Origin of the sequence: Paenibacillus chitinolyticus NBRC 15660 (genome assembly GCF_000739915.1) — a bacterium.
Taxonomy (GTDB): domain Bacteria; phylum Bacillota; class Bacilli; order Paenibacillales; family NBRC-103111; genus Paenibacillus_F; species Paenibacillus_F chitinolyticus.
On the sequence record NZ_BBJT01000012.1, the window covers coordinates 41,110 to 57,905 of the forward strand.

14 protein-coding genes are annotated in these 16,796 nt (G+C 54.7%); 3 read left to right on the forward strand and 11 right to left on the reverse strand.

Features of this window, described 5'->3' with window-relative positions; all coding sequences use genetic code 11:
* Positions 1-36 precede the first annotated feature (36 nt).
* Positions 37-837: a flagellar motor protein gene (locus tag PCH01S_RS23575; protein ID WP_042233739.1), complete on the forward strand. Its 801-nt coding sequence runs from the start codon at positions 37-39 to the stop codon at positions 835-837.
* Positions 821-1,648 carry a flagellar motor protein MotB gene (locus PCH01S_RS23580; RefSeq protein WP_129112446.1) on the forward strand — a complete coding sequence of 276 codons (828 nt, stop codon included), beginning with the start codon at positions 821-823 and terminating at the stop codon, positions 1,646-1,648. Before PCH01S_RS23575 ends, PCH01S_RS23580 begins: the two co-directional genes overlap by 17 nt.
* A gap of 159 nt (positions 1,649-1,807) precedes the next feature.
* Here PCH01S_RS23580 and PCH01S_RS23585 read toward each other — a convergent pair whose 3' ends face one another.
* The 5 genes from PCH01S_RS23585 to ftsE all read right to left on the reverse strand — a co-directional run bounded on the left by PCH01S_RS23585 (position 1,808) and on the right by ftsE (position 7,726).
* Positions 1,808-3,097, reverse strand: a complete 1,290-nt coding sequence (locus PCH01S_RS23585; RefSeq protein ID WP_042233743.1) for a PDZ domain-containing protein — start codon at positions 3,095-3,097, stop codon at positions 1,808-1,810.
* Between the two features lie 175 nt (positions 3,098-3,272).
* On the reverse strand, positions 3,273-4,727 hold the full coding sequence (locus PCH01S_RS23590; protein WP_042233744.1) for a S41 family peptidase: 1,455 nt from the start codon (positions 4,725-4,727) through the stop codon (positions 3,273-3,275).
* 95 nt (positions 4,728-4,822) lie between these two features.
* A complete protein-coding gene (locus tag PCH01S_RS23595; protein WP_053228777.1) occupies positions 4,823-6,088 on the reverse strand; it encodes a murein hydrolase activator EnvC family protein in 1,266 nt (421 codons plus the stop codon).
* A 44-nt stretch (positions 6,089-6,132) separates the two neighbouring features.
* Positions 6,133-7,050, reverse strand: coding sequence for a permease-like cell division protein FtsX (gene ftsX / locus PCH01S_RS23600; RefSeq protein WP_042233746.1), 918 nt, complete (start codon positions 7,048-7,050; stop codon positions 6,133-6,135).
* A complete protein-coding gene (ftsE, locus tag PCH01S_RS23605; protein WP_042233748.1) occupies positions 7,040-7,726 on the reverse strand; it encodes a cell division ATP-binding protein FtsE in 687 nt (228 codons plus the stop codon). Before ftsE ends, ftsX begins: the two co-directional genes overlap by 11 nt.
* 259 nt (positions 7,727-7,985) lie before the next feature.
* On the opposite strand from ftsE, the gene PCH01S_RS23610 reads away from it, so the two are divergent.
* Positions 7,986-9,428, forward strand: a complete 1,443-nt coding sequence (locus tag PCH01S_RS23610) for a VanW family protein (RefSeq protein WP_042233750.1) — start codon at positions 7,986-7,988, stop codon at positions 9,426-9,428.
* 128 nt (positions 9,429-9,556) lie between these two features.
* Here the strand turns inward: PCH01S_RS23610 and argH are convergent, their stop codons facing one another.
* The 6 genes from argH to argJ all read right to left on the reverse strand — a co-directional run bounded on the left by argH (position 9,557) and on the right by argJ (position 16,664).
* Entirely contained in the window at positions 9,557-10,972 is a 1,416-nt protein-coding gene (gene argH / locus PCH01S_RS23615) for an argininosuccinate lyase (protein ID WP_042233752.1), read from the reverse strand.
* 100 nt (positions 10,973-11,072) lie between these two features.
* Positions 11,073-12,311, reverse strand: coding sequence for an argininosuccinate synthase (locus PCH01S_RS23620; RefSeq protein WP_042233754.1), 1,239 nt, complete (start codon positions 12,309-12,311; stop codon positions 11,073-11,075).
* 40 nt (positions 12,312-12,351) lie between these two features.
* Positions 12,352-13,308: an ornithine carbamoyltransferase gene (gene argF / locus PCH01S_RS23625; protein ID WP_042233756.1), complete on the reverse strand. Its 957-nt coding sequence runs from the start codon at positions 13,306-13,308 to the stop codon at positions 12,352-12,354.
* Between the two features lie 66 nt (positions 13,309-13,374).
* The gene (locus tag PCH01S_RS23630; protein ID WP_042233761.1) at positions 13,375-14,565 is read right to left on the reverse strand and encodes an acetylornithine transaminase; all 1,191 of its coding nucleotides are present in this window, start codon (positions 14,563-14,565) and stop codon (positions 13,375-13,377) included.
* A 41-nt stretch (positions 14,566-14,606) separates the two neighbouring features.
* The gene (argB, locus tag PCH01S_RS23635) at positions 14,607-15,392 is read right to left on the reverse strand and encodes an acetylglutamate kinase (protein WP_042233765.1); all 786 of its coding nucleotides are present in this window, start codon (positions 15,390-15,392) and stop codon (positions 14,607-14,609) included.
* A gap of 45 nt (positions 15,393-15,437) precedes the next feature.
* A complete protein-coding gene (gene argJ, locus PCH01S_RS23640; RefSeq protein WP_042233768.1) occupies positions 15,438-16,664 on the reverse strand; it encodes a bifunctional glutamate N-acetyltransferase/amino-acid acetyltransferase ArgJ in 1,227 nt (408 codons plus the stop codon).
* Between the last annotated feature and the right edge of the window lie 132 nt (positions 16,665-16,796).

A 16,796-nucleotide genomic window follows, 5' to 3' on the forward strand; every position in this document is an offset into this window, starting at 1 on the left:
ATCATGAACATATTTCGATTCTAGAGGTGGTCAATTGTGGATTTGGCAACATTGTTAGGGCTTATACTCGGCTTGGGAGCACTAATCGGGGGATACATGTGGGACGGCGGTCACCTGACCTCGCTCCTTGTTCCAAGTGCCATGCTGATCGTCTTCGGAGGCACCTTCGGTGCGGTCGCGGTGAGTTTCCCGGTAGCAACGCTCAAAAAGATTCCGAAAGCGCTCGGAGTCGCATTCAAGCAGACCCAGCGGGACACGACCGCCACCATCGACGAAATCGTCGACATGGCTTCCATCGCCCGCCGCGAAGGTGTACTGGCTCTGGAACAGAGAGCACAGGAGCATCCGAATCCTTTTCTGAGAGACGGTCTTATGATGGTCGTAGACGGAACCGATCCGGAGCTTACCCGGCAGATTCTGGAGCTTGAAATGGACTCGATCGAACACCGCAACGACGGCATGTCCAAAATGTTCGAAGCCGCAGGCGGCTACTCCCCGACCATGGGAATTATCGGAACGGTGCTCGGGCTTATTCACGTACTCGGTAACTTGTCCGATCCATCTACACTCGGTCCGGCCATCGCGGTCGCTTTCTCCGCCACCCTGTACGGCGTTATGTTCGCCAACGTGGTCTATCTGCCGATCGGCAACAAAATCAAGCTGCGCGGCAAAGAACAAATTTCCGAGATGGAACTGATGCTGGAAGGCATTCTGGCTCTTCAGGCCGGTGAGAATCCTCAGTTGATCCGCAAAAAGCTGGCTTCCTTCGTTCACGAGAAGAATGCCGATAAGCAAAGCAGCGGAGAGGCGGGTGCCGTTCTTGCGGAAGAGAGGTAAGAAACAAGAAGAACACGTAAACCATGAACGCTGGCTGATTACTTATTCCGACTTGATTACGCTGCTTCTGGTATTTTTTATCGTGATGTACGCGATGAGCAAGGTCGATATAAACAAGTACGAGACTATGGCCAAGGCCCTGAATTCGCAATTTATGAAAAATGAATCCCTCCTACCTCAAGGCAGCGGAATTTCCGGCACGATAATCCCTACGGCGAGCGACGGAACCAAGCCTAAGAAGGATACTTCCGCAGAAGAGGCGGCCAAGAAAGAGCAGCAGCTCAAGGACATGCTTCAAGCGATCCAGGCATACATCAAAGATAACAACCTGGAAGCTAAAGTTTCCGCATCGGATACACCGAGAGGCATCGCCATTACGCTGAACGATCTGTTCCTGTTCGATCTGGGTAAAGCCGACCTCAAACCGGCCGCTTACCCCGTACTTGAAAAGCTCGCCACCCTTCTTCCTACGCTGAGCAACCGGGTCAGCATCGAAGGGCATACCGATAATATTCCGATTTCATCCGGATCGGCTTACAAAGATAACTGGGGGCTTTCGTTTGCGCGGTCGCTTTCCGTACTCCGTTATTTTACGAATACGGCTAAACTCAACGATGAGCATCTGATGGCGACGGCTTATGCGGATACCGTTCCTAAAATGCCTAACACAAGCGAAGAGAACCGCGCCAAGAACCGGCGTGTGGAGATCGTCGTGCTAAGAGAATTTCAAAATGACGTGCAGCAGCCGCAGCCACAGAAAGAAGCGCCGCCGGCAGCTGTCGCGGAAGCCGCTTCAGCAAAAGCTAACTAGTTCACGCTCCTGTTGTGAAGGCTTGGTTTGGGCAGCTTTCCTTCCCTCCGGCCTCACGCAACGCTAAAAAAACCTCGACGTTCACCCTAAGGTGATGTCGAGGTTTTTAGTTGAATTAAAGAACTCCCGGCCGCCTGAAGATTACGCTCCGTTCGCTCCCTATAAGGTTTCTTCCGAACGTTTCGTCAACAGCCCCGTCAGCTTTCTCGTAAAATAAGTCAGCAGCGGCAACTGCCGGATTTCGACGTAGTAAACGGCATCCTGATCCGGGCAGATGACGATGCCCAGTTGATGATGCTCACCCGCGAAGACGGCCCGCTTGTGAAAACGGATCTCGCCTTCCATGTCGACGATCTCCAGCTTGCAGTACGCCGAGCTCACCTGGATCGCCTGGTGCAGCTCGGTTTTGCTGTGGACCCGGACGCCGTTTACCTTGTGTACAAGCTCTCCGGGTCTCAGCCCCAGCTCGGCGGCAGGGCTACCGGGCACCACCGCCAAAATCTTCAGCCCGCGGGGCTGGTTGATAAAGCACGGGCTGCGCTGCGCTTCTTCCCATCGTCCGTACCAGATCACCGCTTCGTGCAGCACAATTCCAAGCACGGCAGCGACAACGGTGAACGGACTCCAGACCTGCGCAAGCAGCGCGGAGAGGAAGAGCACCGCTGCATAAGCCAGCAGCATGCCGGAGCTTCGCCCCACCTTCTCCTTCGGAAGACGGGTCATCGTCAGCTCCGTAAACCCGATCATGGCGGGGAATGCGAGCAAGCTCCAGCCCGCCGTCAGAGCATCGCCGGTAAACAGCGGCGACCAGGGAAAATCAACGGCTCCCGTTCCCGCTTGAACCGGAACCGCGAGGAAAAGCGGCACCGGCCAGAATCCCTGGAGCTGGTAGCCTCCGACGATCTTGCCCCGCTTGCCTTCGTAGAACATCGGGCTCGCCATTCGAGCTCCCTGAGAGCGGATCAACAGGGCTTCCGCCGCATGTAGGACGGCCACCAGAGCCAGCAGGGACGGAACATCTGCGTTCTTTACAACGCCGGCCAAGCTGCTCCAGAAACCGTCTCCGGAAGGCCCGGGCAATCCCGCCAGCACTACTTGCAGAATACCGAGGAGTCCCACCGAATAAGCGAGGCACAGAAATCGGATGCGGATGAGAATCATCGCGACGGACAGGCCCCACAGCAGCAGAATCGTATCGGCTTGCAGCGAGACGCCTACGAACAGCATAACGACCGACACGCCGAGTCCCGCGACCCAGCCCCATAAATAAGTCCGCCAGGTCTCCCCGATAAGGGAATGAAGGCGGGTGGCAAACAATTTTCGTTCAAATTGAATTTGTTTCCGGTACTGCAGAAGGACGAGAAGAAGTCCGATATACGTAAAAGGGTTCAGCCATAACCGGCCGAACGCCGTCAAGAAACGTCCGGCAATTTCCGCAATAATGTCCATAACTCACTCCCTCGTGGCTCGAAACACGCTTCTTTTTTGTAAAAAATCCGACGGTCCGATTTAGTTATATACATTCGACCCGCCCCCTTCATTTCCTTCCGTCCCCATGCAATTGGCAAAAAGAAGAGGACGGCCGGACCCGCGCCGGAGCGCGTAAAGTCCTACCGTCCCTCTTTTATTTCGAAAGCTGGGTCTGCAGCTCTTTAACGGCCGCTTTCAGCTGGTTGTCGTTCTTCGGAAGCTTAACGGCTTCCAGAACGGCGCTTTCCAGCTTCTTGGCCGTCGCCGTGTCCACATTACCGGTCACGGGCAGACTACTGCTCTTCTGGAATGCCTTGACGGCATCCGCCGTTTTGCTGCTGTAGTAGCCGTCTGTCCGGCCCGGTTCATACCCTACGCCGGTGAGCATCAGCTGCAGGTTTTTCACATCGTCGCTGTTGCTGTCCGGCTTCAAGGTATCTTTCTTGGACAGAATCGATGCTTTGAAGAATGCCGGCTGCTCGACCGCGATATCCGGCTCGATCCCCTTCTTGTGAATCCAGTTGCCGTCCGGGGTCAGCCACTTGTAGACGGTCATTTTGATATTGCTGCCGTCTCCCATTTCCTTCACATACGTTTCCTGCACGGTGCCTTTGCCGAACGTAGTCTCGCCAACGGTCTTGCTGCCGACCGCTTCTTTAAACGCTCCCGCCAAAATCTCCGAAGCGCTGGCGCTTCCCTTATTCGTCAGCACGACAACAGGGTACTTTTTGCTGCCGTCTTTGGATGTCGTCGCTTCCCGTTTGCCTTCCCGGTTTTCGATCTGTACGATCGGTTTGCCCTTCGGCACAAACGGCTCGACAATATCTATCACAACGTTGAGAAGACCGCCGGGATCGTTCCGGACGTCGATTACGAGTCCTTTCATTCCCTGAGTCTCCAGCTTTTTCAGCTCTTCCTGGAAGTGTTCCGCGGTATTTGCCGAAAACTGGCGGATTTCGATTTTGCCGATGCCGCCCTCAAGCATTTCACCGAATACCGTCTCAATGTCGATTTCGTCACGGACTACAATCACTTGAACCGGCTCCGTCGAACCTTGCCGTAAAATCTCCAGTTTGGCTTGAGTGCCTTTCTGGCCGCGGATTTTGACGACCGCCTGATTAACGGTCAGCCCGTCCAATTTTTCACCGTTGACAGATACGATTACATCGTTAGCCATGATTCCGGCTTTCTCGGCCGGTGATCCCTTGATCGGAGAAACGACTTTGATTTTACCGTCTTCCGACGTAACCTCGGCCCCGATTCCTTCGAACGAAGAATTGATGCTCTCGCTGAACTGCTTCGCTTCATTGGAATCCATATACACGGTATACGGGTCTTCAAGCGACTCCAGCATTCCGTTGATGGCGCCGTTCATAATTTTGTCGTGATCGACCTTGTTCAAATACTTGTTCTCGATCAGCTGGTACGTCTTTGCAATTTTGCCGACGTCCTGACTGCTGAGACCCGAACTTCCTGCGGTTGCCGAAGCTCCGACGGATTTGCTCCCGAGAGGCAGCAGATTTCTGCCCGTAAAGGTCAGCGTCAGAATGCTGCTTGCAAACATCCCCAGCAGAACGAATGCGATCACCGTACGCCCTTTAAATTGCACTGCCGTTCACCACCTTTGTACTTGCACCCTTATGAGCTGCTCTTGCTAGTGTATGACAAGCTCTTCCAATTTATGAGTGCCAGTCGCCGAAAACCTTAATAGCCGATATAGCTGGACGGATTGACCGGTTTCGAATTGATCCGGACTTCGAAATGCAGGTGATTCCCCGTTGATCTTCCGGTCGAACCTACCTCCGCGATTTTCTCTCCGCGGCTCACGGATTGACCTTTGGAAACCTTAATGCCTCCGTTACGTATATGTCCATAGAGGGTCCAAACGCCGCCCCCGTGGTCGATAATGACACAGTTGCCGTAGCCGCTCCACTCGGATGCTACCAGCACGGTGCCGGACTCCGCCGCATAAATATCGGTGCCTTGCGGAGAAGGCATATCAATTCCCGTATGACCGGCGAACGAGCCGTTGATCGGATCTACACGGCCTCCGAAACCGGAGGACAGCGCAACTCTTTTCGGAAGCGGATAGCCCATGCTCCCGCCTGAACCCGTTGCCGGACCGCCGCCGCTGGAACCGCTGGAGCCGCCGATAGACGATGAATTCCTCGACGCGGCTGCCGCCGCAGCCGCCGCTGCAGCTTTCGCATCGGCCGCTTTCTTGGCTTGGAGCTGGGATTCTTTCTTCGCATATTCCATAATCGCCTGTTCCTGGTCGCTGCTAATTTCTTCCAGATGCTGCTGCTCGGCGGACAGGGATGCGATTTTCACTTCTTTTGCTTTTTCCTTGACGAGGAGATCCTGTTTAAGGGTTTCCGTCTGCGCGTACAGATTCTTCACATAAGCCAGCTGTTTCTCGATCTGCTGTTTCTTTTCGGCCACAAGGGCGCGGTCTTTCTTGTTCGCTTCCAGAATCTCTTTATCCTGGCCCACGATAGATTTCAGCGCCGACATTCGGTCGATAAAATCCGAAAAGCTCGTGGAGTTCAGGACGACTTCCAGATAAGACACCGAACCGTTCTCATACATAATGCGCATGCGTTTCTTCAAAAGCTCGTCCCGGGTTTCAACCCGCTTTTCCGCTTCGTCCAGCTGCTTGGCATTGTCTTCGAGATCCTCGGTCGTGTTCTCGATCTGCACGTTCAAGCCGGAAAGCTTGGCCGTCGCGCTGTCGACTTGGTTCATCAAGGTTTCGATATCCTTGGCGGTTTCCTGTTTTTCCTGCTGAACCTGTGTAAGCTGATTTTGAACGTCCTTCGCCTTCTGTTCGGCTGCGGACTTCATTTTCTTCATATTCGAAATTTCCTGATCGATTTTGGCCGAGTTGGAAGCCCCGTTGGCCACCGCATACGGCAGCAATGTTGTCGAGATTCCGAGTGCAACCACTAAAGGCATGAGTCTTTTCTTCAAGTGTTGATCCTCCTCTTACACATTGTGCATGCGTCCATTCACGTCTACACTTTGAGAAACTTACGCACGGAGATGATGCTGCCCCAAATTCCGATAAGGAAACCCAGGCATAACAGCAGTCCGGCAATGACATAACTGACTTCGGCAAAAGGCTTTAATTTGATAAAAACCATACTCAGTTCCGACTTGCTGGACTCCACCAACTTGTTGTACCCGTACAAGAGCACGGCCACCGGTATGGCGGAACCGCCGATTCCCAGCAAAGCCCCTTCGATAAAGAACGGCCAGCGGATAAAAGCGTTCGTCGCGCCGACCAGCTTCATGATCGAGATCTCTCTGCGTCTGGCGACGATGGTAAGCTTGATGGTGTTTGCAATCAGAAATATGGATGTAAAAGCGAGAAGCGCTACAAGAACGAGTCCGACATTGCGGACAATCTCCGTAATTTTGAACATGTTCTCAACCGTGCCTTGGCCGTACTTGACGCTGCCGATCGGCTTCGGTTCCTTGCCTTCGTTAAGCTTGTTGATTGTATCTGCAACTCCCGCAACTTGCCGGGGGTCTTTAACCTCCACTTTAAAAGCAGGCGGCAGCGGATTCTCGTCGCCTTCGAAACCTTCCAAGAATCCTTTTCCTTCTTCCCCGAGCCGGTTCCGTAGATCCTCAAGCCCTTGCTCCTTCGAGACGAAAGTGACCTTCTGGACTTCAGGCAGGGCATTCAGCTCCTGCTTCAACTGGTTGGTCTGATCTTCCGTAATGTTCAAATCCATATACACGCGGATTTCGACTTGTTTCTCTATTTGATCTGCCACATAATTCACGTTCAATGACAGCAGCAGGAATAAGCCCAGTATAAAAAGCGAAATCGTGATGGAACTGATCGACGCAAAGGTCATCCATCCGTTGCGAATGATGTTGCGAAAGCCTTCCCGCAGATGGCGGGCCATTGTCCTACTCTTCATAACCGTACTCACCTCGCAGCTCGTCACGGGCGATAATCCCGTTCTCGATAGCGATAACGCGCTTGCGCATCGTGTTGACGATTTCTTTGTTGTGGGTCGCCATCATGATCGTCGTTCCACGGAAATTGATTTCTTCCAGAAGCTTCATGATTCCCCACGAGGTTTCGGGATCCAGGTTTCCTGTCGGCTCATCGGCGACAATCACGGCCGGGTTGTTCACTATTGCCCGGGCAATTGCGATCCTCTGCTGTTCACCACCCGAGAGCTGTCCCGGTAAAGAATTGGCCTTATCCTTCAAATGCACGAGATCGAGTACTTCCATCGTGCGCTTTTTGATCAACTTCTTCGGTGCCTCGATAACTTCCATAGCAAAAGAAATATTTTCATAGACGGTCATCTTCGGCAGCAGCCGGTAATCCTGAAAAATAACGCCGATGTTGCGGCGTACATACGGGATTTTCCTTTGCTTAAGCTTTTCGATGTTAAACCCGTTCACAAATATTTGCCCTTTTGTAGGTCTTTCTTCCCGATAGATCATCTTCATAAAAGTAGATTTACCTGCGCCAGACGGGCCGACGATATAAACGAATTCGTTGCGGTCAACCTTGACATCGATCCCCCGCAGCGCATGAGTTCCGTTAGAATACGTTTTCCAGACATCCTGCATTTCGATCAAAATCATCACTTCCTGTTAATGGCGGATTGATCCTAGCTCATACAAGTTCGACAGCCATCTTAAAATTCCTTTTAAAAAAGGGAATATTCAACATCTTTTCACAGCGGACGGCGAATTTTGTTGGGGTTTGCCCTCTTTTCGACTCAGGCATATTTGTCCGATGAATCCATAGACATGTAGAACAGGCATCCGTCTGAATGTTCAAGTTCAACTTGAGTCCAAAGTGTCAGTGCGCCAAATTCTTCGAAGGAGTTTACTTATGAAGCCAGTTAAGCGTGTGCTAACGACAATTGCCATCGTCCTGCCGTTGGCGGCCGTCGTAGGGCTCGGCTCCATTGCCTTCTACGGCTCGCGTCCGACTTTTCCGGAGCAATTCTCCGTATCGGGGTGGAAAGTCGGTGGAATGGCTTACGCCGATTTCCCCCGGCAGTTGAGCCGCCAGGTCGCGCTTCTAAATTCCGTTCCCGTACAGCTTCTTTCCAACCGGAAGGATGTTCCCTCCCGCTCTCAGAAGCTTCAGGATCTGGGACTGCGTGTAGACGACCGCGAGCTTCAAGCCCTTCTCCATGATCTTACGAAAGGAAATCTGCTGGATCGTGCACGCAACCGCTGGAAACTACGCCATTACGAGGCGAAAATCGGCTTGTCCATAGAGGCGGATCAGCTCGACAAAAAGCTGCAAAGCCTGTGGCCGGAACTTTATGCGGTACAACCCGTATCCGCCCAACGTATCGTTACGCCCGATGACCGCGTGCAGTATAAAGCGGGACAACCCGCCCTCCGCGTCGACACTTCTCGCTTGAAGGCGGACATAGAGCGGCAGATCAGACAGATAGATCCGAAACGGGCGGAGAATCCGCTTTCCATACAAGTCCCATTTCGGCTGCAGGAACCCGAGGTGACGGAAAAAATGCTGCGCGGCCAGCATGTGGACCGGCTTATCACGCAGTTCTCGACCCCGCTTAACCAATCGTCGCCGGGACGCAGACACAACGTCCGCTCGACCGCGGCGACGCTTCATGAAGTGATCCTAAAGCCGGGCGAAATTTTCGATTACGCCCCTATTATTGAACAGACCGGCGTTAAATTCGGCTTCCGGGAAGCCCCCGTTATCCTAAACGGCAAGCTTGTTCCCGGAGTAGGGGGCGGAATTTGCCAAGTTTCCACCACGCTCTACAACGCGGTTCTGCGCGCCGGTCTGGAGATTGTCGAACGAAGAAACCATTCGCTGCCGATCAGCTACGCTCCCTTGGGGCAAGATGCCACCTTTTCGACAGGTTTCATCAATTTTCGCTTCCGAAACGACACAAAAGCCCACCTCCTTATCCGAACGGAAATGTCGGATACGGCGTTGACTATTAAACTATTCGGAAGTGTCCCCACGGATACGACGTATGAGATAATGTCGAATACCGTTGAGACCATTCAACCGCCCGTCAAATACGTGCACAACCCCGGTCTGAAAACCGGAGAACAAGTGGAGCTAAGTCCCGGCAAGCAAGGGTTTGTGGTCGATACCTACCGGATAAAAAAGCAGGGCGGCAAAGAAGTCTCCCGTGAAAAAATTTCCAGAGACCGTTATACTCCGCAAGCGAGAGTCGTCGCGTCTAATACAGGTGTACTCAAACCCCCGGTGGAATCCGCTCCTCCGCAAAAGAACGTCATTGAAGACGGAGTCACCCAGAACGGCAGTACACCTTAGTGCCTGCGAAACAACCCGCCCACCCGGCACAAAGAGGGACAGGACGAAACAGGAAAGGCCCTGAATAACCCGTGCGCGGCACAACGGCCAAACGCATGAATTTCATGAGCCTTTCGGTTATTTTCTCATTATTTACTTTTATCGAGCTTGCTGTCAACCCAACTTACAGTTACTTCCAGCGCCTTCTCCGCACGCGCAATAGCTCCCTCTACCTGGCTGCTGGCCGTGCCCCCGTATACGTTACGGGCGTTAACCACTTGCTCCGGCTGAAGCACCTCGTATATGTCGTCGCCAAACAGTTCGGAGAACTTGTTGAACTCTTCCATGGACAGATCGAGCAGGAATTTACCCTCTTGGATGCAGTAGAGGACTGTCTTGCCGATCACTTCGTGAGCCTGGCGGAATGGCAGACCCTTGTTTACGAGATAGTCCGCAATGTCCGTGGCGTTAGAGAAATCCTGATTTACCGCCTGACGCATGCGGTCTTTGTTCACTTTCATCGTGGAGATCATCGGTGCGAAAAGCTGCAGGGCGCCTTGAAGGGTACGGACTGTGTCCAGCATACCTTCTTTGTCTTCCTGCATGTCCTTGTTATAGGCCAGCGGAAGCGACTTGAGAACGGTCATGAGACCGAACAGGTTGCCGTACACGCGGCCGGTTTTGCCGCGGACAAGCTCGGCCACATCCGGGTTTTTCTTCTGCGGCATGATAGAGCTGCCCGTACAGAACGCATCGTCCAGTTCGACGAAATTGAATTCGGTGCTGGACCACATAACCAGCTCCTCACAGAAACGGGACAGATGCATCATGATGAAGGAGGCATTAGCCAGGAACTCCAGAATAAAGTCACGGTCGCTGACGGCGTCCAGACTGTTCTCGTACACTCCCTCGAAGCCAAGCTGTTCCGCTACGAAATGACGGTCAATCGGGAACGTTGTGCCCGCAAGCGCGCCGGCGCCCAGCGGCAGAACGTTGATCCGCTTGTAGCTGTCCTGAAGACGCTCGATATCACGCTGGAACATCGACACGTAGGCCATCAGATGGTGAGCGAACAGAATCGGCTGCGCACGCTGGAGATGTGTATATCCCGGCACGATGGTATCCAGATTGGCCTTAGCCTGCGTCAGGAGGGCTTCCTGAAGCTTCTGAAGCAGGCTCACGAATTCCACCACGCGTCCGCGCAAATACAGGTGCATGTCGGTCGCCACCTGATCGTTACGGCTGCGGCCCGTGTGCAGCTTGCCGCCTACCGGTCCGATCTCATCGATCAGCGTCTTTTCGATATTCATATGAATGTCTTCGTTGGCGATCGAGTATTCCAGCTCGCCGCGGCGGATCATGCCCAGTACGCGATTAAGACCGTCCTTGATCGTTTCGACATCCTCTTGAGGCAGGATACCGCACTTTCCAAGCATGGTCACATGAGCCAGACTGCCCTGGATGTCTTCTTCCGCCAGTTCTTTATCGAACGTGATGGAAGCTGTGTATTCTTCTACTAATTGGTCGGTTTGCTTTGTAAACCGGCCGCCCCATAATTTCGACACGACTGCTGCCTCCTTCGATTTCAACGGAACAACGGGCCGATTCCGGCCCGTTCCCCGTTTCCTGTTTCACAGGTATATAAACAAACGATCGGTTGCCCGCTTATTTCCCGGATTGCTGCTCTACGCCGGAGCTTACTTTCAGACGCAGCGCGTTGAGACGGATGAAACCTGCCGCATCGCCCTGGTCGTAAGCTTGGGTCGGATCCGCTTCCATCGTCGCGATATTCGGGTTGTACAAGCTCACCGGACTCTTCACGCCGGCGGCGATCACGTTACCTTTGTACAGCTTCATACGAACCGTACCCGTTACGTTTTTCTGGCTCTCGGTTACAAGCGCTTGAATAGCCAGACGTTCCGGAGCAAACCAGAACCCGTTGTATACGAGTGTGCTGTATTTGGAGATCAGAGAGTCGCGCAGATGCATGACTTCACGGTCCATGGTCAGGGATTCGATGCGGCGGTGAGCCGCAAACAGAATCGTGCCGCCCGGCGTCTCGTACACGCCGCGGCTCTTCATGCCCACGAAGCGGTTCTCGACCATGTCGATACGGCCGATGCCGTGCTTGCCGCCAAGCTCATTGAGCGTCTCCATCATTTGCAGCGGGTTCAGCTTCTCGCCGTTGATAGCGACCGCATTGCCCTGCTCAAATTCAAGCTCGATGTACTCCGGCTGATCCGGCGCATCTTCCGGAGATACGCTGAGCACGTACATGTCCCGGTTGGAATCGGCGCTTGCGTCGAACCAAGGATCCTCGAGCATGCCGCTCTCGAAAGAGATGTGCAGCAGGTTGCGGTCCGTCGAATACGGTTTCGACGCGGTCGCCTGCACCTGGATGCCGTGCTTCTCGGCATACTCGATCATTTCGGCGCGGCCCGGGAACTGCTCCCGGAACGCTTCCAGGCGCCATGGGGCGATTACGCTGATTTCCGGTGCAAGCGCAGCGGCCGTCAGCTCAAAGCGCACCTGGTCGTTCCCTTTGCCGGTTGCGCCGTGCGCAATGGCCGTAGCGCCTTCGGCACGGGCGATCTCGACCATGCGCTTGGCGATCAGCGGGCGCGCGATGCTCGTACCGAGCAGGTATTGCCCTTCGTACAGCGCGCCGGACTGGAACATCGGATAGATGAAGTCGCTCGCGAATTCTTCGCGGAGATCATCGATGTAGACCTTGCTCGCGCCGGTTGCCAATGCTTTCTCTTCCAGGCCGTCGAGCTCGTCCTTCTGCCCGATATCCGCTGTGAACGCGATTATTTCAGCGTCATATGTTTCTTTAAGCCAAGCCAGAATAACGGACGTATCCAAACCGCCCGAGTAGGCCAGCACGATTTTTTCTTTAGCCATGTTTTCCCTCACCTTTGCTGCCATAATTTTAGTTACATAATTACATAATCGAAGCCATAACGGCTTTCTGTGCGTGAAGGCGGTTTTCCGCCTGATCGAATACGAAAGAATTCGGTCCGTCGATTACGCCTTCGCTGACCTCTTCTCCCCTGTGTGCCGGGAGACAGTGCAGGAAGAGGTAATCCTTCTTCGCGTAACGGGCAAGTTCTTCGTTTACCTGGTAGCCGCTAAAAGCACGCTCGCGCTCCTGCTGCTCCGCTTCGAAGCCCATGCTCGCCCACACGTCCGTATAAATCACGTCCGCATCCGCCACCGCTTCCTTCGGATCCTGGGTAACCAGCACGGAGCCGCCCGATTGGGAGGCAAATTCCCTGCTGCTGCGGACTAGTTCTTCATCCGGCGTATACCCTTCGGGGGAAGCGACCGTGATGTTCAGGCCGAGTTTGGCCGCTCCGACAAGCAGGGAGTGGACCATGTTGTTGCCGTCGCCGACATAAGCGATTTTAAGCCCTTCCAGGCGGCCTTTGTGCTCCTGAATCGTCATATAATCCGTCAGAGCCTGACACGGGTGAGAGAAGTCCGTCAACCCGTTAATAACCGGAATGGTCGCGGCACGCGCCAGATCGACCACGTTGCGGTGGGCAAACGTACGGATCATGATGCCGTCCAGATAGCGGGACAGCGTCTGCGCCGTGTCGGAAACCGTTTCTCCGCGTCCGAGCTGGATATCGTTTTTGCTGAGGAACAAGGCTTGGCCCCCGAGCTGGAACATTCCTACTTCAAAAGATACACGCGTCCGCGTGGACGATTTCTCGAAAATCATGCCGAGCGTCTTGCCTTTAAGAAGCTGATGCTCTTCGCCGGCCTTTTGTTTGGCCTTCAGATCGCGGGCCAGAGTGATCAGGTGGTTAAGCTCCGCGGGTGTGTAATCGACCAGCCCCAGAAAATCTCTTCCCTTAAGCTGCTGCTGCAATTCTTCCTGTACCGTGCTGGACATGGGAATCCGTCCTTTCTTTCCTGCAAAATGTCGGAGCGTCCGCAGGGCTGCGGACGACCTTCTTGTCTATTGTACTAAAGCAGAGGCTTTTCTTGCCAGCACATCGCAAACGACGTCCAAGCCCTTCTGCAAATCTTCTTTCGGAATAACGAGGCTCGGCAGCAGACGCACCACTTGCGGGCCGGCCGATACGACCAGAACGCCCGCTTCATGAATCTCGGCTATAAGCTCCGCTGCGGGCTGCTTGCACACGATGCCGATCAAGAGGCCTTCGCCGCGCACTGCTTCAACGAGCGGATTGTCCGCAAGCTTCTCACGAAGCGTCTTAACCGTCCATTCACCAAGCTCCGCCGCACGCTGAGGAATTTTCTCGTTCAGCATATATTCAACCGTTGCTATAGCTGCAGCGGTAGCGATAGGCGTTCCCCCGAATGTGCTGCCGTGGGAGCCTGCCGAGAAAGCCGGCGCCACTTTGGCGTTACCCAGCATAGCCCCGATCGGGAAACCGCTGCCGAGGCCTTTGGCCAGAGTAAAGATATCCGGCTCGATGCCGTAATGTTCGTAGGCGAACAGCTTGCCGGTGCGGCCCATACCCGTCTGAATTTCATCGACGATGAGAAGCAGGCCGCGCTCCTTGCAAAGTTCGGCCAGCGCCTTCACGAAATCGGGGTCCGCCGGGATGACGCCGCCTTCGGCTTGAACCATTTCCAGCATAACCGCGCACGTGCGCTCGCTGATCAGCTTTTCGACGGAAGCAAGGTCGTTATAGTCGGCATAGACAAACCCTTCGGGAAGGGGATGGAAACCTTCCTGCACCTTCTCTTGTCCGGTTGCGGTCAAGGTAGCCAGCGTACGGCCGTGGAACGACTGATGGAACGTAATGATCTCGTAACGGTTCTCGCCCAGCACCTTCTGCGAATAACGGCGCGCAAGCTTGATAGCCGCCTCGTTGGCTTCGGCACCGGTCGAGCAGAAGAACACGGCGTCCGCGCAGCTATTGTCGGTCAACAGCTTCGCCAGCTTTTCCTGATTCGGGATATGGAACAGATTAGACACGTGCCAAAGCTGATCAAGCTGCGCCACAAGCTTCTCTTTAACAACTTCCGGAGCATGCCCTAAATTCGTAACGGCAAGACCGGCCATCAGATCGATGTACTCCTTGCCTTGGTCGTCCCACAATCGGCTGCCTTCTCCCTTTACCAGTGTGATTGGAAACCGGGCATACGTCGGAAACAAACTGCTTGCCTGCTGAACCATGTTCTTCACTCCCATCGTTTAATTGTTAAAGATAGTTTCCGCTAGCGGATAATCCGGGTCCCAACCTGCTCTCCGTCCAGGACGCTGCTGAGAATACCGGGGACGGAACCGTCCACGATCACGACTTCCCGCACGTCCCCTTGGATGCATTGGATCGCCGCCCGTACTTTAGGGATCATGCCCCCGTAAATATCTCCGCTCTCGATCATCGCCTCGATATCCGCAATGGTGACGGTCGTAAGCACCCGCTTCACACCGTCCTCCATCTTCATAATACCGGGTACATCGGTCACAACGATGAGCCGGTCCGTACCGATCCGGGATGCGACCGCACCCGCTGCCGTATCGGCATTAATGTTGTAGCGCTGGTTCCCGTCGCCACCGAGACCGATCGGTGCAATAACGGGCATGTAACCCATCCCGACTACACCATGAATCAGCTCCGCGTTCACATCGGTCACGTCGCCTACGAGTCCTACTTCGGAGGTGTTTTCCACCGGGCGGGCCGTAATCAGGCGTCCGTCTACACCGGACAATCCCAGGGCCTTGCCTCCCGACAGTTGGATGCGTCTGACGATTTCTTTATTGATCCGTCCGGCCAGCACCATTTCGACAACGTCGAGAACCGCCTCGCTTGTTTTGCGGAGTCCGCCCACGAACTCACTCGCGATGCTGAGCTGATTCAGTGTCTCTGAAATGGCAGGACCCCCGCCATGCACGATGACAGGGACAATGCCGCGGTCCTGGAGCTGTTTTAAATCCGTGAAAAAAGAATCTGGCAGTGCAGCCAGGGTACTCCCGCCGCACTTCATCACAAAACTTTCCATGTCTCCCCTTGCCTCCGTTCGTCTCCCCAAGCGGTTCCTGGCGGCCTAAGTCCGGTACGCCGCATTGATGCGGACGTAATCATAGGTCAAATCACAGCCCCAAGCAGTCGCTCCGCTATCACTCATATTTAAGTGCACGTCAATCTGCACGATATCTCCCTTTAAGTAAGCTTCCGCCCGGTCCTCGTCAAACGCAACCGGTTTGGACTGCTTAAGTACGGTGATGCCTCCAAGGCTTACATCCACCGTCTCCGTGTTCACCGGCTGGCCTGCGCGTCCGACGGCCGCAATAATACGGCCCCAGTTGGCATCCGCTCCGAAACACGCCGTCTTCACAAGACTGGAGCCTACGACGGTCTTGGCAATCGCGCGTGCGGCCTCCTGTGAGACGGCCCCGTGCACGTTGACTTCGATGAGCTTCGTCGCTCCTTCGCCGTCTCTGGCGATCGCTTTCGCCAGATGCTCCGACACGTGGCGGAAAGCGGCCGCGAAGTCTTCCCAGTCCGCATGGCCCGGCTGAAGAGCTTCCCCGCCGGCCAAGCCGCTGGCCATCACGACGACCATGTCGTTCGTGCTGGTATCGCCGTCCACCGTAATCATATTGAAGGTGGAGTCGGTCGCTTCGCCAAGCAGTTGCTGCAAATGCTTGCTCTCGATGTTCGCGTCGGTGGTGACAAAACCGAGCATCGTCGCCATGTTCGGATGAATCATCCCCGAACCTTTGGCCGCTCCGGCGATGTGTACCTCGCGTCCGCCGATGTTTACACGCACGCAGATGACTTTTTTCACCAGGTCGGTCGTCAGAATCGCCTGGGAAAAGTCTTCACCGCCTGCGGCGTTGACCTTCTCCGGCAGCGCTTCAATGCCGGCGAGCACTTTCGTCATCGGCAGCAGCTCGCCGATGACGCCTGTCGAGGTGACGCCGACCAGCTCTTCGGCGATTCCGAGACGGCGCGCCAGGGCATCGCGCATCGCGCGCGCATCCGCGAGTCCCTGCTCGCCCGTGCACGCGTTGGCGTTGCCGCTGTTGACGAGCATCGCCTGGAGCCTGCCGCCCGCGGCAATGCTTTCCTGCGTCACGCGAAGCGGTGCGGCCTGGAACGCGTTAAGCGTGTAAACGGCCGCAACGGCCGCCGGGACGTCGCATACGATCGCTCCGAGATCGTTGCGTTCGGTTTTCTTCAACCCGCAATGCAGGCCGCCAGCGCGGAAGCCTTGAGGTGTAGTCACCGTGCCATCCGGCACGACGGTAAAACGGCCTAGCAGCGTCATGGATGCTCACCTGTCCTTTTTGCCCATTATCCCTGGGATATCTACTAATCTGTTAAATCTCTCGCAAGCCAAAAGCCGGTAAATATAACGGCTCCTCAATGAGCCCTGCTCAATCTATGCAAAGGCAAACTA

Coding starts and splice junctions, on each gene's coding strand:
- PCH01S_RS23585 (WP_042233743.1), bottom strand. CDS start 3,097: ATGGACATTATTGCGGAAATTGCCGGACGTTTCTTGACGGCGTTCGGC.
- ftsX (WP_042233746.1), bottom strand. CDS start 7,050: ATGAAGAGTAGGACAATGGCCCGCCATCTGCGGGAAGGCTTTCGCAAC.
- PCH01S_RS23610 (WP_042233750.1), top strand. CDS start 7,986: ATGAAGCCAGTTAAGCGTGTGCTAACGACAATTGCCATCGTCCTGCCG.
- PCH01S_RS23620 (WP_042233754.1), bottom strand. CDS start 12,311: ATGGCTAAAGAAAAAATCGTGCTGGCCTACTCGGGCGGTTTGGATACG.
- argF (WP_042233756.1), bottom strand. CDS start 13,308: ATGTCCAGCACGGTACAGGAAGAATTGCAGCAGCAGCTTAAGGGAAGA.
- PCH01S_RS23630 (WP_042233761.1), bottom strand. CDS start 14,565: ATGGTTCAGCAGGCAAGCAGTTTGTTTCCGACGTATGCCCGGTTTCCA.
- argB (WP_042233765.1), bottom strand. CDS start 15,392: ATGGAAAGTTTTGTGATGAAGTGCGGCGGGAGTACCCTGGCTGCACTG.
- argJ (WP_042233768.1), bottom strand. CDS start 16,664: ATGACGCTGCTAGGCCGTTTTACCGTCGTGCCGGATGGCACGGTGACT.